Genomic DNA, 16553 nt, shown 5'->3' with positions numbered 1-16553 from the left:
CAGGAGTTATACCATGCGTATCGACGCCGTGCCGATTGGCAGCAACCCGCCGGAAGACATCAATGTCATCATCGAGGTCCCAGTCGGCGGTGAACCGATCAAATACGAGATGGACAAAGAAGCGGGCGCTATGTTTGTCGACCGCTTTCTGTACACGCCGATGCGCTACCCCGGGAACTACGGTTTCGTCCCCCACACCCTGTGCGGAGACGGGGATCCGATTGATGTCGTTGTCGTCAACCAGCGGCCCGTCGTTCCAGGTGCAATCATGTCATGCCGCCCGATCGGCGTCCTGCTGATGGAAGACGAATCCGGCGAGGACGAAAAAATCATCGCGGTTCCGGGTCACAAGCTGACCAAGCGCTACGACAGCATTCGCGACATCACCGATCTTCCGCAGATCACGACCGACCAAGTCAAGCACTTCTTCGAACACTACAAGGATCTTGAGCCCGGGAAATGGGTGAAAATCACGGGTGTCGAAGGCGCTGAAGCGGCGAAGAGACTGATCGCTGAGTCGATCGAACGCGCCAAGTCTGAAGCGGCTGTCTAACTGAAAGCGCTGCAGCTGCCTAGCGGTCGGCTGCAGCCTCAATGCGCTCCATGTCCTGATCGGACAGGCCGAAGTGATGGCCGATTTCGTGGATCAGTACATGGGCAACGACATCGCCAAGCGATTCATCCATTGCGGCCCAATAATCCAGAATGGGTCTGCGGAACAGCCAGATCCGGTTGGGCATCTGTCCGGTGAACTCCGTGTCGCCCCCCTGTGCAAGGCCCTGGCCTTCGAACAGCCCCAGAAGATCGTGCGGGTCCTCGATCGAAAGCGCATCCAGGACATCGTCCGGCGCATAATCAGCCAGACTGATCTGGATATGGCCGCAACGCAGCAGCACGTCATCCGGCAGCCCGGCCAGAACTTCGCTCGCCATCTGCTCAAAGTCGGTCAGTTCTGGTGCCTTGCGTTCTGACCAGCCACTGCGGCTGATCGGTCGGACCGATGCCATTTCTCGCCTTACACTCTAATTCGTTCTTATTATGCAGAAGCCATAGCCAGATAATGCAGGCTACGAATATTTCGCCTAAAGGTAGGTAACGGCGAGGTAAATCACCAGTCCTATCGCAAAGATCAGCCCGGCAAACCGGCCGATCCGCGTCCCCCAGACTTCTATCTGGTCGTCCTCGTCCTTGTCCGCTGCGCTCAGGTGGTTCTTCGCCCGGTCAGCCATGCGCACCATGGTCGAACCGACGATGGTCTCACTCTCCGCCTGCACCCGGTCGAGGGCCTTGAGCGCCTCTTCTCGCTCTTCTTCTTTGGGATGCTTTTTCTTGCTCATGCGCTCACAGTGACTTTGTTTCCGCGCTGTTTCAACAGGAAAGCAGCAAGGAGGCTGAACGCGGCGAGTCCGGCGGATGCGACCGCATTCCAGCCCGCAAAGGAAAGACCGAGCATCCGCCAGCTCGCTTCCGTGCAGCTGACGACCCGAGTCGACTGAAGCGCCTGCAGCATGTTCGCCGCCGACGCGGGCGCTGTCGTTCCGCCACCGCAGTCGCTGGGACCCGCCCAAAAACTCCACTCCGCACCCGCCTGGTAGATGCCAAGGCCTGTCCCGTAGGCAAAAATCGCGGTGACGCCCAAAAGCACAAGCATTGCCAGGGTTTTGCGTCCCTGTGCCATCAGGATCAGTGCAAGAGCGGTCAGCGGCAATCCGGCATAGTAGGGAATACGCTGTTCAAGGCAGAGCTTGCAGGGCACATACCCGCCGATAAGCTGAAAACCCCAGGCCGTCGCAATGACGACCAGTCCGCCAAGCAGGACCAGACCCGCTGAATTCCGCGCCCATTGATCTTGGGTCATTGCGCCCTCTTCCCTCAGATATACCGCAACAGGACAAATCCGCCGACCAGCAACACCACAAATAGGGTGAACATGAGACCGAGGCGTTTTTCGATGAAGTCCTTGATCGGCGGGCCGAAGAAGTAAAGCAGACCGGCAACGATGAAGAACCGAAGCCCTCTTGAAACGATGCTCGCCACGATGAAGACCGGCAGGCTTAGACCGGCAACTCCGGAGGCAATCGTGATGACCTTGTAGGGAAAGGGAGTGAGGCCTGCAAAGAAAACGAACCACCAGCCCCAGTGATTGAAGACGGCGCTGAACTCGTCGAACTTGTCCATCTTTCCGTAAAATGACAGAACGGGCTGCGCGACCTGCTCAAACAAGAACATGCCGATCAGGTAACCGAGGATGCCTCCGGCGACCGACGTCACGGTGCACAGGAACGCATACCACCAGGCACGCTCGCGCCGCGCGATGACCATCGGTATCAGCAGAATGTCCGGCGGGATCGGAAAGACGGAGCTTTCAACAAAGGAAACGGAGCCCAGCGCAGCAGGTGCGCGCGGTCCGGCGGCAAGGGACAGGGTCCAGTCATAGAGGCGTCTGATCATGGCGCTTCCATTAGCGGCAGTGATTTAAAAAGTCACCAACGGAATCCCCGAAAAGCCTGGATATTCGCTTTCCGGCTTCACCATTTTGCTTTTCTGCCGAGCCAACACTCTCTTGGCGTCGAATTGCTCAACATTCGGGCAGGTTGACGGCAAGACCGCCAAGCGACGTTTCCTTGTATTTGTCGCGCATATCCTGCCCGGTCTGGCGCATGGTCTCGATGCAATTGTCGAGCGGCATGAAATGCTTGCCGTCGCCATGAAGTGCAAGCGAAGCCGCCGACACCGCCTTGATGGCGCCCATGCCGTTACGTTCGATACACGGCACCTGGACAAGACCCTTGACCGGGTCACAGGTCATGCCGAGATGATGCTCAAGCGCGATCTCTGCGGCATTTTCAACCTGCTCGTTGCTGCCTCCAAGCGCCGCACACAGGCCCGCGGCGGCCATTGCAGAGGCCGAGCCGACTTCAGCCTGACACCCGCACTCTGCGCCAGATATGGACGCGTTGTGCTTGATCAGGCCGCCAATAGCCGCTGCCGTGAGCAAAAACGTGTCGATGCCGTCGCGTGTAACATCCACACAGTGGTCCCGGTAGTAGCGGATCACGGCAGGAACGACGCCGGCCGCGCCGTTCGTGGGTGAGGTAACCACCTGGCCACCGGCTGCGTTTTCCTCATTGACCGCCATGGCATAGACCGACAGCCAGTCGTTGATCGCGTGCGGCTGCTGGCTGTTCGAGCCGGTCTGATCCACCAGGCGCTGATGGATCGCCTTCGCCCGGCGCTTCACGCTGAGACCACCCGGCAGAATGCCCTCCTGGGACAAGCCGCGCGAAATGCAGTTGTCCATGACGCCCCAGATGGCGTCGAGCTTCTCATTCAGAAAATCGGCGCCGAGAACAGATTCTTCATTGGCCCGCTTCATCTGGGCAATGGTCAGGCCGGACGCCTTGCCCATCTCCAGCATTTCGGCTGCAGAACCGAACGGATAGGGATAGCCAATGGCTTCCTTTTCTTCATGAAGATCCGCATCCGGCGCTTTCTCGTCGGCGATCATTTCGGCTTCCGTCGCCACGAAGCCGCCGCCTATCGAGTAATAGGTATCGGCGAACACGACGTCGCCGTTCTCAGAGAAAGCGGTGAGTTTCATGCCATTGGCGTGAAGCGGCAGAGCCGGCCCATAGTCGAAAACAAGGTCGGAGTCCGGATCGAAACGGACCTCGCCGCAGCCTTTGACCTGCAAGCTGCAGCGCTCATGCAGCTCCGCCAGCTTCGCTTCAGCCAGATCCGCATCCACATTGTCGGGACGAAAGCCTAGAAGGCCAAGCATGACAGCCCGATCCGATGCATGGCCCTTGCCGGTAAATGCGAGAGACCCGTGCAGGGAGGCAGTGATATGCGCAACGGCTTTGGGATCGAAACGTCCGCGGCCACCCGCGGCAAGGCGTTCCAGGAAATCGACAGCCGCGGTCATCGGTCCCATGGTGTGGGAGGATGACGGCCCGATGCCAATCTTGAAAATGTCGAAAACGCTGAGGAACATGGCTGCTAGCTCTGTCATGTGTGCGGCGCTGAACCGCGCCGCACATCTGTTTGTTATTCTGCCGCTTCTGCGTATTCGGACATCGGCGGACAGGTGCAGACCAGATTACGGTCGCCATAGGCATTGTCGACCCGGTTGACCGGAGACCAGTACTTGTCGACATCAAGCGAACCGGCCGGATAGCAGGCCTGTTCACGGCTGTATGGCCGGTTCCACTCCCCAACAAGATCGGCGACCGTGTGCGGCGCATTTTTCAGCGGGTTGTTTTCCGCATCGATCTTGCCGTCGATGATGTCCTGGGCTTCTGCTCGGATCGACAACATCGCGTCGCAGAACCGGTCCAGTTCCGCTTTCGGCTCGGATTCAGTCGGCTCCACCATCAGCGTGCCTGCGACAGGCCAGGACATGGTCGGCGCGTGGAAGCCGCTATCCATCAGGCGCTTGGCAATATCCTCAACCGTGACCCCGCCGCTATCGGCCAGCGGACGCGTATCAAGGATACACTCATGTGCGACCCGGCCTGTGTCGGACGTGTAGAGGATCTCGTAGGCATCCTTCAGGCGCGCCGCGATGTAGTTGGCATTGAGGATCGCTACCTTGGTTGCCTGCGTCAGGCCCGGACCGCCCATCAGAAGGACATAGGCCCAGCTCACCGGCAGAATCGAAGGCGAGCCGAACGGTGCTGCCGAAACGGGACCGACCGACGTTCCATATTCCGGATGACCCGGCAGGTAGGGCTCCAGATGCGCCTTCACGCCGATCGGGCCCATACCGGGTCCACCGCCGCCATGCGGAATGCAGAAGGTCTTGTGAAGGTTCAGGTGGCTGACATCGCCGCCGATCTTGCCCGGTTGCGACAGGCCGACCATGGCGTTCATGTTGGCGCCATCGATATAGACCTGACCGCCGTGGTCATGCGTGATCTGGCAGACTTCCTGCACCGTTTCCTCAAACACGCCATGCGTGGACGGATAGGTGATCATGCAGGCAGCAAGGCTTGCGGAATGCTGCTCCGCCTTTTCCCGGAAATCGGCAAGATCGATGTCGCCGTTTTCGTCCGACTTTACTGGAACCACCTTGTAGCCGACCATCTGCGCAGAGGCAGGGTTGGTGCCGTGCGCGGAGGTGGGAATGAGGCAGATATCACGATGACCTTCACCACGCGCCGCATGGTAGTTGCGGATCGTCAGAAGGCCGGCATATTCGCCCTGTGCGCCGGAGTTCGGCTGCTGGCTGATCGCATCATAGCCGGTGATTTGGCAGAGCTTGTCGTTCAGATCGTCGATCATCTCGTGATAACCGGCCGCCTGGTCCGCCGGCACGAACGGATGCAGGTTCGAGAATTCCGGCCAGGTGACCGGGATCATCTCGATCGTCGCATTCAGCTTCATGGTGCACGAACCGAGCGGGATCATTGCGCGGTCAAGCGCCAGGTCGCGGTCGGCAAGCCGGCGCATGTAGCGCGTCATTTCCGCTTCGGCGCGGTTCATGTGAAAGATCGGATGCGTCAGATATTCGCTTTCCCGAAGCGCATGCTGCGGCAGCCGGTAGTCACGGTTCAGTTCGCTGTCATCGATCAGGTCGCCACCGAAGGCACGCCACACGGCCTCGATGGTTTCCGGACGGGTCTGCTCGTCGAGCGAAATCCCGACACGCGTGTCGCCGACCTTGCGCAGGTTGATGCCGTTGGCGACCGCCGCGTTCATGACGACACCCTGGAGGGCGCCAACCTCGACGGTGATCGTGTCGAAGAAGACGGCCGGCTCGACCTTGAAGCCAAGCGATTCCAGGCCTGTCGCAAGACGCGAGGTCTTCCGGTGCACGGACTGGGCAATTGCCTTGATGCCGTCCGGACCGTGGTAGACCGCGTACATGGACGCGATCACGGCGAGGAGTGCCTGCGCGGTGCAGACGTTGGAATTGGCCTTTTCGCGGCGGATATGCTGTTCACGGGTCTGCAGGGCAAGGCGGTAGGCCTTCTTGCCGCGGCTGTCGACGGAAACACCGATGATGCGTCCCGGCATGCTGCGCTTCAGCGCGTCCTTGCACGACATATAAGCAGCGTGCGGACCGCCGTAGCCCATCGGAACACCGAAGCGCTGGGTCGATCCGACGGCAATGTCGGCGCCCATCTCACCCGGCGACTTCAGAAGCGCAAGTGCCAGCGGGTCCGCGGCAACGATTGCCAGAGCCTTGTTCTCGTGCAGTTTCCCGATGATGCCTGTGAAGTCGCGCACGTGGCCGTAGGTGCCCGGATACTGGAAAATCGCACCGAACACGGTCGTGGGATCAAGCTCGTCCGGGTTGCCGACGACAACGTCAATGCCGAGCGGTTCTGCCCGCGTCTGGATCACCGCAATGTTCTGCGGGTGGCAATTCTCGTCGACAAAGAATGTATTGGATTTCGATTTCGCCGAGCGCTTCGCCATGGTCATGGCTTCGGCAGCCGCAGTGGACTCGTCCAGCAGCGACGCGTTGGCAATATCGAGGCCGGTCAGGTCGGACACCATGGTCTGGAAGTTCAAAAGTGCTTCCAGGCGGCCCTGGGAAATTTCCGGCTGGTAGGGCGTGTAGGCCGTATACCAGGCAGGGTTCTCCAGGATGTTGCGCAGGATCGGGGCCGGTGTCGTCGTGCCGTAGTAGCCCTGGCCGATCAGCGACGTCAGCACCTGGTTTTTGCTGGCCACTTCCTTCATGTGAAACAGCGCATCGCGTTCGGACAGGCCGGGTCCGCCCCAGTCGAGAGCCTCTTTCTGGCGGATGGCCGGCGGGACGGTGGCGTCGATCAGATCGTCGAGGCTGTCGAAGCCGATCAGCTTAAGCATGTCCGCCATCTCGGTCGGGGAAGGACCGATATGCCGCCGGTTGGCGAAATCATACGCCTGATAAGTGGTGAGTTCAAAAGCCATCTTCTGCTTTCCTTTAGGCGATGAAGGCCTTGTAGGCGTCAAGGTCCATCAGATCATTCAACTGGTCGGTGTTCGACAGTTTGATCTTGTACAGCCAACCGTCGCCTTCCGGGCTTTCATTCAGCTTGGCGGGATTGTCCGCCAGCACTTCGTTGGATTCGGCAATTTCGCCGTCCACCGGTGCATAGATTTCAGACGCAGCCTTGACCGATTCAACGACACCGATCTCGTCGCCCTTTTCGAAAGTGTCGCCACTGTCTTTCTGTTCCACGTAGACGATTTCGCCGAGCTGTTCTGCCGCGTGCGTGGTGATCCCGACAGTTGCCGTGTCACCGTCGACGGTGATCCATTCATGTTCTTCGGAATAATAAGTGGTCATGTCGGTCTCTCCCCGATTAACGCTTGTAATTTTGCTGCACGAACGGCAGCGAGACGATTTCGGCCGGCTGTGCCTTGCCCCTGATCATCAGGTTGACTTTGGTGCCGGGTTCCGCCTGATCAGTGCTGATATAGCCCATCGCAACCGGTCCGCCAGCGGTCGGACCGAATCCGCCCGACGTGACGACGCCGATGGCATTACCATCTTCGCTTTGCACTTCAACTCCCTGGCGCGCCGGTGCGCGGCCTTCAGGCCGGATGCCAACCAGCTTGCGCGCCGTTCCGCCGGAAATCTCCCGCTGGATCCGTTCCGCGCCCAGGAAGCCGCCTTCTTCACGGCGGCGTTTCTGGATGGCCCAGATCAGCGAAGCTTCGATCGGTGACGTGTCGTTGTCGATATCGTTGCCGTAGAGGCAAAGCCCGGCTTCCAGCCTGAGCGAATCGCGCGCTCCAAGACCGGCCGGTTCGCAATTCTCGTCCGCCAGGAAGGCACGCGCCACCTCGACGGCCTTGTCTTCCGCGATCGAGATCTCGTAACCGTCTTCACCTGTATAGCCAAGACGCGAGATCCGGCACTCGACGCCGTTGATTTCGCCAACCATGGTTTCCATGAACTTGAGATCGCGCGCTGCCGGGCAGAGGGCGCCGACAACATCCTCAGCCTTGGGCCCCTGAACCGCGACCAGCGCCCGATCGAAGATTTCGGTCACGTCCACCCCGTCGAGGTGCTTCGCCATATGCGGAATGTCCTGGTGGCGCATGGAGGCATTCACGACAACGAAGAAATGATCGCCCGCGTTGGATACAATCAGGTCGTCCATGATGCCGCCGGTCTCGTTTGTGAAGAAACCGTAGCGTGCCTTGCCTTCTTTCAGCGTCGAGAACGCCTGTGGGCAGAGCGCTTCCAGCTTCTCGCCGACATTCTCGCCCATGAGGATCACCTGACCCATATGGCTGACGTCGAACAGAGCCGCCTTTTCGCGGCACTGCTTGTGTTCCCCCATGATGCCCATCGGGTATTGAACCGGCATTTCCCAGCCGGCGAAATCGACCATCTTTCCGCCCAGTTCGACATGAAGGTCGTAGAGCGGTGTACGTTTGGGGGCGTCAGCCATAATGCCGGTCCTCTCTCGTTGTTGTTTCGGTCAGTCGCGCACCACCGTGACCGTACAATGCGCGTTGCGCACGACACGGGCAAGGTTCGGACCGATTTCATAGTTGGGGAAATCGCCCTTGGCTGAGGCCATCACGATGTGATCGTAGCCTTCCTTGTGGGCGAGCTTCAAAATCTCGCGGTAGACACTGCCTTCCTCGATATGGATCGGGATGTCACCGGCGCCATTTGCTTCCAGAATGGCGGCAAGCTTTCCGCGCACGAAATCCTTCGCGCCGGCGCCGTAATTTGCCGGCAGATTCGGCAACCGGATGATTTCCGGAATCACGGAGACGGCGTGCAATTCAGCGCCATAAAATTTCGCCTGCTCAAGCGCCATGGGTAGCGCCTTTTTCCAGGACCGGTCGTCCGTATGATCGATCGGCAGCAGAATTTTTTTAGTCATCTGTCATCTCCAAACAACGGGTTGGATATGAGGAGGGCTGGGGAACCAGCCCTCCCGCCTCTCAGTTATTCTGCAGCGCTCTTTTCGCCTTCTTCGCTGGCACCGTTGGTCGCGAAGAACTCTTTGGTCAGTGCGAAGACGACCGGGCTGAGCAGCGCCAGGGCAATCAGGTTCGGGATTGCCATCATCGCGTTCAGCGTGTCCGCAAGCAGCCAGATGAAGCCCAGATCCGCGGTCGCGCCGAAATAGATCATGGCGATCCAGAGGATGCGGTACGGCACCAGCGCCCGGTAGCCGAAGAAGAAGCCGACGCATTTCTCGCCATAGAAGGACCAGCCCAGGATGGTGGTGAAGGCGAAGATCGACAGCGCGATGGCAATGAGATATCCGCCAACGCCCGGCAAGGATGTCTCAAAGGCAAGTGACGTCAGCGCAGCACCCGATTCACCGCTGGTCCAGGCACCGGATGAAATGATCGCAAGACCGGTGATGGAGCAGACGATAATGGTGTCGATGAACGTGCCCAGCATCGCGATCAGGCCCTGGTTGACCGGACCCTTGGTCGACGCGGCAGCATGTGCGATCGGCGCAGAACCGAGACCTGCCTCGTTGGAGAAGACACCGCGTGCCACACCGAAGCGGATCGCTGCCCAGACCGCAGCTCCTGCAAATCCGCCCGTGGCAGCCGAAGGTGTGAAGGCATGGGTGAAGACCAGCGCGAGCGTGTCGCCGATCGCGCCGAAATTGATCAGCAGGACCAGAAGGCCGGCAATGATATAGCTGACCGCCATGAACGGAACCAGTTTGCCCGCAACAGCGCCGATCCGGGTAATGCCGCCCAGGATAACAGCCGCGGTCAGGACCATCAGGATCACGCCGGTGACTGATGTGTTGAGACCGAAGTTGGCGTCGAGCACATGGGCGACACCATTCGCCTGCACGCCGTTGCCGATGCCGAAAGCTGCAATCGCGCCGAAGAGCGCGAAGGCCCAGCCGAGCCAGTGCCAATGCGCGGCAAGACCGTTCTTGATGTAGTACATCGGCCCGCCGACAAAATTGCCGAGTTCGTCTGTTTCCCGGTATTTCACCGCACAGACCGCTTCGGCGTATTTCGTTGCCATGCCCACAAGAGCAGTCATCCACATCCAGAACAACGCGCCGGGACCGCCAAGGAAGATCGCTGTTGCAACACCCGCAATGTTACCCGTGCCGATGGTCGCCGAGAGTGAGGTCATCAACGCGTTGAACGGGCTGATCTGACCCTCGCCCTGACCGGTCCGGCCCTTGAACAGGAGACCGAACCCGGTACCGAGTTTCAGGATGGGCATGAACTTCAGCCCGACCTGCAGGAAGAAACCGACGCCGAGAATGAGAACCAGCATGACCGGGCCCCAGACGACCCCGTTTATCTGGCCCACTATGTTGCTTAACGCTTCCATGATTGTCCTCCCAGTGCGTTAGGGTTTGCTCCCGCTTGCCAGGCCCTTGGCAAAGTGCTCGGGAGCGTTGATGCCTTCATCCCCGTCAATTGGCTCTGTGTTGACGGCTGCGGATGAAGGAGTTCGTGATCTCGTGTGTTTCAGGCGTGGATGGCGCGCCCGAGTGCATCGAGGCAGGCTTCCTTGACGGCCTCGCCCAATGCCGGGTGCGCATGGCAGGTTCGTGCGACTTCCTCCACGCTCACGCCTTTGGTCATGGCCAGCACCAGCTCGGCAATCAGGTCGCCGCCATGGGCACCACAAATATGCGCGCCAAGGATCGTTCCGTCAGGCGCGACAAGCACCTTGACAGCGCCGTCCGTCTCGCCGGACGAACGCGCGCGGCTGTTGGCCATGAAGTTGAATTTTCCGGTGATGTAGTCGGTGCCTGTTTCCTTCAGGACTTCTTCCGTCGCGCCGACAGACGCGACTTCCGGATCGGTATAAACAACACCCGGTACGGTGTTGTAGTCGACGTGTCCTGCCTTCCCTGCCAGCATCTCGACGCAGGCCACACCGTCTTCCTCGGCTTTGTGCGCCAGCATCGGTCCGGGAATGCAGTCACCTATGGCATAGACCCCTTGGACTGACGTCATGAAGGCATCATTGACCTCAATGAATCCGCGGCTATTCGTTGCAACACCAAGTGCATCGAGGCCCAGCCCGCGCGTGACCGGGCGGCGGCCGATGGCAACGAGAACCTTGTCGGCCTCCAGCGTCTCGGTGCTGTCCTTGCCGACCCGTTCCAGCGACAGCTGCAAACCGTCTGCGCCGCGCTCGATGCCGGTAAGCTTGCGCCCAAGCTGGAACTTCAGGCCGCGCTTCGTCAGCGCCCGCTGTGCGAGTTTGGCAATCTCGCCGTCATTTCCCGGCAGGATCCGGTCGAGATATTCCACGACGGTCACCTTTGCGCCGAGCCGGGACCAGACCTGTCCGAGTTCAAGGCCGATCACGCCCGCACCTATCACCACAAGGTGTTGCGGAACCTGGGCGAGCGCGAGCGCACCGGTGCTGCTGAGAATGTCCGTCTCGTCTATATCGATGCCAGGCAGCGACGCCGGTTCGGAGCCGGTGGCGATCAGGATGCTCACCGCTGACAGAAGCGAATTGCCTTCGCTGCCGGAAACCTTGACGACGCCGGGTTCGGGAATGGAGCCCCAGCCTTCGATGAGGTCTACGCCGTTCTTCTTGAACAGGTAAGCAATGCCCTTGGTGAGATCGCCGACGATCTTGTCCTTGCGCCCCATCATCGCCGCAAGATCGAGCGTTGCTCTCTCAATCCCGATGCCATGCGCAGCCAGATGGGACAGCTCGGCGAATTTTGCTGAAGACGTCAAAAGAGCCTTGGAGGGAATACAGCCGACATTGAGGCAGGTCCCGCCGAGGGCTCCGCGACCTTCGACACAGGCGACGCTCATGCCGAGTTGCGTGGCGCGGATCGCTGCCACGTAGCCGCCCGGGCCACCGCCGATGACGACAAGATCGTAACTCTTCATCTCGGCGCCTCAGTTTTCGTAGATCGGGAATTTCTTGCAGATCGCGCGCACTTCGCCACGCGTCGCCGCTTCGACCTCGGCACTGCCATCGGGATTTTCCGCCAGCGCGTCCAGGACATCGGAGATCAGATGACCGATGCGACGGAATTCGTCTGGTCCAAACCCGCGCGAACAGCCAGCTGCCGTGCCCAGACGGATGCCGCTGGTGATCGTGGGTTTTTCCGGGTCGCCCGGAACCCCGTTCTTGTTGCAGGTGATCCCGGCGCGCTCAAGGGCTGCTTCAGCAGCATTGCCCTTCACCCCCTTCGGCCGCAGATCAACCAGCATCAGGTGATTGTCGGTACCACCGGAAACAACTGCGCACCCACGCTCGATCATGACGTCGGAAAGCGAGCGTGCGCTGTCGACAACGCGCTGGCAATAGTCCTTGAACCCGGGCTGCAACGCCTCACCAAAGGCGACCGCCTTGGCTGCAATGACATGCATCAGCGGTCCACCCTGAAGTCCGGGAAACACCGCTGAGTTGATCTTTTTGGCCAAGGTCTCGTCATTGGTGAGAATGATGCCGCCGCGCGGGCCTCGCAGGGTCTTGTGGGTCGTGGAGGTGACGATATGGGCGTGCGGCATCGGAGACGGATGCAGTTCTGTCGCGACAAGACCAGCGATATGCGCCATGTCGACCAGCAGCCAGGCGCCGATCTCGTCGGCGATCTGCCGAAACTTCCGAAAATCGATCTTGCGCGAATAAGCGGACGCGCCGGCAATGATGAGTTGAGGCTTTTCAGTGCGCGCAAGGTCGGCAACCTGATCGTAGTCGATCAGACCTTCCGGGGTCAGTCCATATTGAACGGGCCGGAACCACTTTCCAGATTGCGCCGGCTTTGCACCATGGGTCAGGTGACCGCCCGCGTCGAGGGACATGCCCAGGATCGTGTCGCCGGGCTTCAGGAGAGCAAGCTTGACCGCACCGTTGGCCTGCGCACCGGAATGAGGCTGCACATTTGCAAACCCGGCACCGAACAAGCGCTTCAACCTGTCGATGGCTTCCGCCTCAACTTCATCGACATATTCACAGCCGCCATAGTACCGGCGTCCCGGATAGCCCTCGGCGTATTTGTTCGTCAGCACCGACCCCTGTGCCTGGAGAACCGCTTTCGAGACAATGTTTTCCGAAGCAATCAGTTCGATCTGATCCGCCTGGCGTCCAGCTTCGCGGTCAATCGACCCGGCAATGACCGGATCTGCAGTTTCCAGGTTTGTCCGAAACATGACTCTCTCCAACCGTTTCCGGAATTACCTTAAGTTTCCTGTTGGCAACTTGTGTTTCTTATAAGAAACTTTTCGCTATTTAGCAACATAAGTTTTCGTGAGAGAAATTTGACGCCTATACGAGAGTGTGCAAGGTGTTGGAGAACAACTGGAAAGGCCCGACATGGACCCTGTTTCGCAGACTTCCGAGGAAGAGATTGTCGACACTCCCGATGCCGACCACCTGGGAAAAATGATCCGCGAGGCGCGTCTGAAAAAAGGCTGGACGCTGGAAGAAGCGGGCAAGGCCGCCGGGATCGGCCGCTCGACCCTGTCAAAGATCGAGAACAACCAGACGCGGCCGAGTTTTGATATCGTCCGCCGCCTGACCAAAGCACTGGAACTGAGGACGCCGCAATTGTTCGTTCAGTCCGGACCGAGCGATATTTCCGGCCGACGGGACGTTACGCTTGCAGGCCAGGGAGAACCCCAGGACACGCCGACCTATTTCCATGAGCTCTTGTGCACTGAGCTCACCAGCAAACGCATGTTTCCCTATATCAGCACGATCAAGGCCCGCGACGTTTCCGAATTCGAGTCCTGGATCCGCCACCGCGGTGAGGAATTCATGTATGTCATCAGCGGTGAGCTGACGTTCTTCACCGAGCACTACAAACCGTTGCCGATGAAGGCAGGCGACAGTGTCTACTACGACAGCGGCATGGGTCACGGCTGTGTTTCAACGAGCAAGGAAGATGCAAAGGTGCTGTGGGTGTCGCTGGAATAGCGATCCACCTGTCAGCTGCTAAAACGCACCTGATTATGCGGGCGGTTTCTGGCAGTTTCTGGCAGTTCAGGCTGCGGTAAACCCACAGTCAGGCCGTCAGTTGTTCCAGTAGGAACCTTCTTTTCTGCCGATGTGCTTTATCAGGACGTCTACTGCCTCTTCCAGGCGTGAGTCCGAGATCAGATCGACAATTTGCAAATGTTCGCCATAGGACTTTTGCATGTGGTCCGGATGGTTGCCCAGCTTGTTCCTCAAGCACGCCATCTTGGCTGCGATTGTCTGATACGCATCGTTCAGGAACGCGTTTTTCGCGTGATCGAAGAAGCCCTGATGAAAGTCTGTATCGAGAGACAGATACTCCCGGTCATCACCCTTCTTGTGTGCGCGGGTCATCTTCTTGGTGATGTCCTTCAACGTCGACGCAAGCCCGGCCGGATCTCTTTCTGCCGCTTTTCTTAACGCCGCGGTCTCAAGACAGACGCGGACATCGCAAATATCGATCAGCGAGCACCGGTCAAGAGTGAAGACATACGTCCCGCGCTGCGGCTCGGTATGCACCAGGCCTTCAAGCTCCAATCGGGCAAAAGCTTCACGAACAGGGGTTCTGCTGACGCCAAGCTCTTTTGCAATTTTCGTTTCCGAAAGCGCTTCGCCCATGTCCCGTTCGCCGCTGATGATCTGCGCGCGCAAGGCATCCGAAACTTGTTCTGCAAATGATTTTGGTCGTTGAATTTTCAGCATTTTCTCAAATCCCTTCATCAGCAGAAAGCGTTATAGACCCAATAGCATTTTGTGCACAGTACTTTTGTTATTGACATACTGTATGCCAGTATGCCAGCATTTCGGCAATTCAGAACCGCAAATGCGGAAGTCGTGATTTGGGAGGACACCGATGGCGCAGTTGGAGCGCATTCTGATTGCTGTGAACCAGTTCCTGGTCGCATCGGCGCTTGCCATGGTTTTCCTGATCGTCATTACCAATGTCGTCGGCCGCTACCTGTTCGGCATATCCCTGTCCTGGGGTGAGGAAGTGGCGCGGTTCCTGATGATATTCGGTGTGTTCGCCGGTGCCGGACTGGCCCTGAGAAGCGGACGGCTGGTTGAGATCGACCTCTTTGTCGCCCTGCTTCCCGACAGGCTGCGGACGCTTGTTCGCTGGGGCAGCGTTATCGTCATGGCGGGCTTCATGGCCCTGATTTTCTGGTTTGGTGTCCAGTTCGTCAGCTTCGGCTGGAACAAGGAAACCATGGCGACCGGCATCTCCCGCGGCATTCCCTATCTGGCCATTCCGCTGGGGTCGGTTCTGTTTCTCTGCCACCTGGCGCTTGTCTGCCGGAAGTTCGTTGCCGGTGAATTCGAAACGGACACCGTTCTGGATGATGCGGAGGAAGCCCAGCCATGATGGCGAAGACCCTCATCATCCTGTTCTTCGGCACGCTTGCGCTCGGGCTGCCCGTTGTTTTCACGATGGGTGTTGCCTCAACGGTGGCAATCCTGCTCGACGGCTCGCTGAATCCTCTCCTCATTCCGCAGCGTCTGTTTGGAGGGATAAACTCCTTCCCACTGATGGCGGTACCGTTCTTCATTCTCGCCTCAGAGCTGATGACGGCCTGCGGCCTGACAGCTGCCCTCCTTCGCTTCGCAAACGACCTTGTCGGCCACATCCGCGGCGGTCTCGGCCACGTCAACGTCCTGACCTCCATGCTGTTCGCCGGCATTTCCGGATCGGCGCTTGCCGACGCGGCCGGTCCGTCCGCCATCGTCATGCGGATGATGCGCAAGGCCGGATACGAGGCCAACTACGCCGGAGCCCTGTCGGCGGCGACCGCCACCATTGGGCCCATCATTCCGCCATCCATCCTCATGGTGATTTTCGCAATCTCCGACAATCGGGTAACCGTTGCAGGCCTGTTTCTCGCCGGTGTCGTCCCGGGTCTTCTGCTCGGCCTTGCACTTGCTGCGGCCAATCATGTCGTGTCGGTCAAAAAAGGCTATCGCGGACGGGACAAACGCGCCTCGGCGATTGAAGTTTCGCGCAGCGCAATCGGTGCCGGACCCGCGATGCTCATGCCGCTCATCATTCTCGGCGGCATTCTCGGCGGTGTCTTCACACCCACGGAAGCAGGCGCGGTGGCAACGGCTTACGCGCTGTTCCTCGGACTGATCCTGCGCACCCTGTCGGTGTCAAAGCTCTACGACGTTCTTGTCAGGGCAGCCATCACGACGTCTTCCGTTCTCTTGATCGTTGCAATGGCATCGGTATTCGGCTGGCTGCTGACATATTTGCAGATCCCGCAAACGCTTGCGTCCGCCATTGCCCTGATGACCGACGACCGCATCGTCGTGCTCTTCCTGCTGGCGGGTTTCGCACTTGTCTGCGGGTTGTTCATCGACACTCTTCCGGCACTCATCATCCTGACACCCGTGCTCGGCCCGATTGCGGCACAGTTCGGGATCGACCCGCTGCAATTCGCAATGATGCTGGTCCTCAACCTCACCATCGGGATGATCACGCCCCCCGTCGGGCCCGTTCTTTTCGTTATCGCGACCATTGGCCGTCTTCGCATTGAAGGCCTGTCGCGCGCTGTTCTGCCGCTACTCGCTGCGGAATTGGCGGTTCTGTTGCTGGTCATTCTCGTACCAAGCCTCAGCACCGCTCTACCTCGCTTCTTCGGTTTCTCGAGCTAGTTACATGGGAGGAAAC

At 59.2% G+C, this 16553-nt stretch carries 17 protein-coding genes; 4 read left to right on the top strand and 13 right to left on the bottom strand.

What is annotated here, in order from left to right:
• Nucleotides 1–13 precede the first annotated feature (13 nt).
• Nucleotides 14–553: an inorganic diphosphatase gene (ppa, locus tag RBB47_RS21230; protein WP_305987890.1), complete on the top strand. Its 540-nt coding sequence runs from the start codon at nt 14–16 to the stop codon at nt 551–553.
• A 19-nt stretch (nt 554–572) separates the two neighbouring features.
• On the opposite strand, the gene RBB47_RS21225 is transcribed toward ppa, so the two are convergent.
• The 12 genes from RBB47_RS21225 to glyA form a co-directional block, all read right to left on the bottom strand.
• Nucleotides 573–1007, bottom strand: a complete 435-nt coding sequence (locus RBB47_RS21225; protein ID WP_305987889.1) for a metallopeptidase family protein — start codon at nt 1005–1007, stop codon at nt 573–575.
• 75 nt (nt 1008–1082) lie between these two features.
• Nucleotides 1083–1337 (bottom strand): hypothetical protein, encoded by a 255-nt coding sequence (locus RBB47_RS21220; protein ID WP_305987888.1) that lies wholly within the window; start codon nt 1335–1337, stop codon nt 1083–1085.
• Nucleotides 1334–1858 carry a disulfide bond formation protein B gene (locus RBB47_RS21215; RefSeq protein WP_305987887.1) on the bottom strand — a complete coding sequence of 175 codons (525 nt, stop codon included), beginning with the start codon at nt 1856–1858 and terminating at the stop codon, nt 1334–1336. Before RBB47_RS21215 ends, RBB47_RS21220 begins: the two co-directional genes overlap by 4 nt.
• Before the next feature lie 14 nt (nt 1859–1872).
• On the bottom strand, nt 1873–2451 hold the full coding sequence (locus RBB47_RS21210; RefSeq protein ID WP_305987886.1) for a YqaA family protein: 579 nt from the start codon (nt 2449–2451) through the stop codon (nt 1873–1875).
• Nucleotides 2452–2578: 127 nt separating this feature from the next.
• Nucleotides 2579–3994 (bottom strand): L-serine ammonia-lyase, encoded by a 1416-nt coding sequence (locus tag RBB47_RS21205; protein ID WP_305987956.1) that lies wholly within the window; start codon nt 3992–3994, stop codon nt 2579–2581.
• Nucleotides 3995–4047: 53 nt separating this feature from the next.
• The gene (gene gcvP / locus RBB47_RS21200; RefSeq protein WP_305987885.1) at nt 4048–6903 is read right to left on the bottom strand and encodes an aminomethyl-transferring glycine dehydrogenase; all 2856 of its coding nucleotides are present in this window, start codon (nt 6901–6903) and stop codon (nt 4048–4050) included.
• A 13-nt stretch (nt 6904–6916) separates the two neighbouring features.
• Nucleotides 6917–7282 (bottom strand): glycine cleavage system protein GcvH, encoded by a 366-nt coding sequence (gene gcvH, locus RBB47_RS21195; RefSeq protein WP_305987884.1) that lies wholly within the window; start codon nt 7280–7282, stop codon nt 6917–6919.
• A 16-nt stretch (nt 7283–7298) separates the two neighbouring features.
• Complete coding sequence (gcvT, locus tag RBB47_RS21190; RefSeq protein WP_305987883.1) at nt 7299–8396, bottom strand: glycine cleavage system aminomethyltransferase GcvT; 1098 nt, start codon at nt 8394–8396, stop codon at nt 7299–7301.
• 30 nt (nt 8397–8426) lie between these two features.
• Complete coding sequence (locus tag RBB47_RS21185) at nt 8427–8840, bottom strand: universal stress protein (RefSeq protein WP_305987882.1); 414 nt, start codon at nt 8838–8840, stop codon at nt 8427–8429.
• 65 nt (nt 8841–8905) lie between these two features.
• Nucleotides 8906–10279: a sodium:alanine symporter family protein gene (locus RBB47_RS21180; RefSeq protein WP_305987881.1), complete on the bottom strand. Its 1374-nt coding sequence runs from the start codon at nt 10277–10279 to the stop codon at nt 8906–8908.
• A 140-nt stretch (nt 10280–10419) separates the two neighbouring features.
• A complete protein-coding gene (gene lpdA / locus RBB47_RS21175) occupies nt 10420–11814 on the bottom strand; it encodes a dihydrolipoyl dehydrogenase (RefSeq protein WP_305987880.1) in 1395 nt (464 codons plus the stop codon).
• A 9-nt stretch (nt 11815–11823) separates the two neighbouring features.
• The gene (gene glyA / locus RBB47_RS21170; RefSeq protein WP_305987879.1) at nt 11824–13083 is read right to left on the bottom strand and encodes a serine hydroxymethyltransferase; all 1260 of its coding nucleotides are present in this window, start codon (nt 13081–13083) and stop codon (nt 11824–11826) included.
• Between the two features lie 163 nt (nt 13084–13246).
• On the opposite strand from glyA, the gene RBB47_RS21165 reads away from it, so the two are divergent.
• Entirely contained in the window at nt 13247–13849 is a 603-nt protein-coding gene (locus RBB47_RS21165) for a helix-turn-helix domain-containing protein (protein ID WP_305987878.1), read from the top strand.
• A 96-nt stretch (nt 13850–13945) separates the two neighbouring features.
• On the opposite strand, the gene RBB47_RS21160 is transcribed toward RBB47_RS21165, so the two are convergent.
• Nucleotides 13946–14590 carry a GntR family transcriptional regulator gene (locus RBB47_RS21160; protein WP_305987877.1) on the bottom strand — a complete coding sequence of 215 codons (645 nt, stop codon included), beginning with the start codon at nt 14588–14590 and terminating at the stop codon, nt 13946–13948.
• A 151-nt stretch (nt 14591–14741) separates the two neighbouring features.
• Here RBB47_RS21160 and RBB47_RS21155 point away from each other — a divergent pair, with 151 nt between their 5' ends.
• Nucleotides 14742–15251, top strand: a complete 510-nt coding sequence (locus tag RBB47_RS21155; RefSeq protein ID WP_305987876.1) for a TRAP transporter small permease — start codon at nt 14742–14744, stop codon at nt 15249–15251.
• Nucleotides 15248–16537, top strand: coding sequence for a TRAP transporter large permease (locus RBB47_RS21150; protein ID WP_305987875.1), 1290 nt, complete (start codon nt 15248–15250; stop codon nt 16535–16537). Before RBB47_RS21155 ends, RBB47_RS21150 begins: the two co-directional genes overlap by 4 nt.
• The last annotated feature ends 16 nt before the right edge of the window (nt 16538–16553 follow it).

The organism is Roseibium sp. MMSF_3544 (genome assembly GCF_030732845.1).
Classification (GTDB): domain Bacteria; phylum Pseudomonadota; class Alphaproteobacteria; order Rhizobiales; family Stappiaceae; genus Roseibium.
The sequence above is the reverse complement of the archived record's forward strand: the minus strand, read 5'-3'. Positions and strand labels throughout refer to the sequence as shown.